General features: G+C 41.7%; 2 protein-coding genes and 1 pseudogene. All 3 read right to left on the minus strand.

Translation table 11 applies throughout. The features are described 5' to 3' along the window. Positions 1-184 precede the first annotated feature (184 nt). Positions 185-340 (minus strand): annotated as a pseudogene (locus AAAT87_RS15250) (IS5/IS1182 family transposase); the annotation flags it as partial. A gap of 339 nt (positions 341-679) precedes the next feature. Continuing rightward, complete coding sequence (locus tag AAAT87_RS15255) at positions 680-1,246, minus strand: 6-carboxytetrahydropterin synthase (protein WP_094380541.1); 567 nt, start codon at positions 1,244-1,246, stop codon at positions 680-682. Between the two features lie 5 nt (positions 1,247-1,251). Beyond that, a complete protein-coding gene (locus AAAT87_RS15260) occupies positions 1,252-1,668 on the minus strand; it encodes a Fur family transcriptional regulator (RefSeq protein ID WP_349226908.1) in 417 nt (138 codons plus the stop codon). Positions 1,669-2,219 lie beyond the last annotated feature (551 nt).

Genomic DNA, 2,219 nt, shown 5'->3' on the forward strand with positions numbered 1-2,219 from the left:
GGCAAAATCCTGAGCAACTTTTTGTTGCTCAGGAACTTATAAATAAAGTTAAATTATAGTGTTGCGGAATTAAGGATTTATAGAGTCTCCGAAAAGACCCTTGTAGAAGTTCCGTCCCAGACGATGGTCGCTCTTGCGTCCACGACCGTCTTTCCCTTATTCCTGTCATCTCCTCCTTCTTCCTGTCCTCCATGGCAAGATTGATGCGGATGCTTTCCTTGAGGATAAGCTCCACGCCCTCCTCTCCGATACGGTGACGGAAATGTACAAGCTCGGATGAGGCGCAAGGTGCGGATATGCTGAAAGCCTCAAGACCGCAAAAGTACTGATAGTAGGCTGACAGGTAATAATCCCTCTAAACCAATCGGCTTTGCATTGGTTACCTGAGCGAAACGGATGCAAGCCGAGCCAAAAGGTGTTTGAACTGACTATATTGGGAGTATGTAACAGGTGTCTTAAAAAAATGGCTGCGGATGCAGGGATTACGAAAAATGTCAGTTTCCATACGAGCCGTCACACAACACAGGTGTATGCCGATGTGGTTATGGAAACAAAGGTTGAAGCCATTAGCCGAATTTCAAATTATTTTTCTAACTTGTACAATACGGGTGGAAAAGTCTGAAATCTTTTCCACCCGTATTTTCATCATCACATTATTTTATATGCAGCTTTACGTGGATTATTTTTTACGATAACCACATTTTGGGCATACTCCATCCGCATTGAGGGCGACACCGCAAAGAGGACAGCGGTCGATGTTATTCTTTGTGGTAAACTCGGCAGAAGCGGCATTCACACCGCTTGTGAAAGTGATTTTAGCGATGTTCAGTTTGTCTTTCAACAAGTCATATACAATCTTAATCATACCTTCCACTGTCATGGTTTCTTTGGTAACAACCAGACGGGCATCAGGGTAAGCCGTTGCCAATTCGGTCTTGAAGGCCTCTCCTTTCATTTTGTTTTGCGGATGGCCGTTTTTGATGCCTTGCTTTTCATACACATCAAGAATGGCAGGAAGCAAAGGGTCATCTTCGCGGAGCACCAAGGCATGGTCAAAATTCTTCAACAGGCTCCATGCCACCTTTTGGATTTCATTACAAGGGTACACCATGTTCACACCTTCTTCAACCGTATCTTCCACCTCAATGGTCAGTGTGCCAGTGTGACCGTGAAGATACTGGGCTTCGCCTTGGAAGCCATAGAAGCGATGTGCATACTGCAAATCGAAAGTCGTGATACTTCTCATACTTTTTACTTTTTAGAGTTTAACTTTAGGTTATTTATCGTTATCTGCACCTGTATTCGGCTAATGTCAACCGATGCAAAATTCTTTTCTTTCAAATACTGTCGTATCAATTCCGTAAGCCCTTCATCCATATAATCCAAGATGCTCTCTCCCTCGAATATGTGGTGATGCTCTGTCACGGTAATGTCATAATAGCTTTTCCCCACTTCGTGATGGAACACAAATGATAACAGATTAGCCTTGCAAAACGAATCAAGAATGCGATAGATGGTTGAGATGGTTATCTCATTATCTTTGGATTGCACACACTTGATTATTTCATCAATGGCAGCATGACGCAATTCCATCATAACCTCATAAACCACTTTACGTTGCGGAGTGATTTTTAGGCCTGCGTTCTTTATAATCTCCGTACTTTCCATTCTTCTCGTATTTTGATGCTACAAAGTTAATGATAATATTTCGCATTTGCAAATTTTTACCAACAAAATTATTATTTTTTAAGAATAAAGCCGCATCACCTATTTATCTGTTCGAAGATAGTGGCATACTGGTGGGGGTTCACATATAATGATGTGGTTCCCGAGTGTTATATTATCACTATGGATGGTTTTGAATCGGAACATTTCGCCGACGTTGCGCCCTACATTTTTGAGGATCTGGGACGCGCCTATGCTGTCGTAAAGAAGCAATACCGCAATACAGACCTCAAAAAAAATGTTATCGGACTCAACCTCGTCGAAATACATTCCTTAGATTCTGTCTATCAGAAATTCACCTGGCCCATGTGGGAATGTATAGAGTCTATGCACAATGGAGCAATTCTAATCAAAAAGGCTCGACTAATTAAACCAAAAGTGTTATCTTTGCATCGTGAACATAAACAATGGCCATTCAGCTATCGGTTTCATTCCAACCATCAACCGACAATGGAACAACTGCAATAGAAGATGTTTTAAATACAATTCAGAAG

Origin of the sequence: Segatella sinensis (assembly GCF_040095255.1) — a bacterium.
Classification (GTDB): domain Bacteria; phylum Bacteroidota; class Bacteroidia; order Bacteroidales; family Bacteroidaceae; genus Prevotella; species Prevotella sinensis.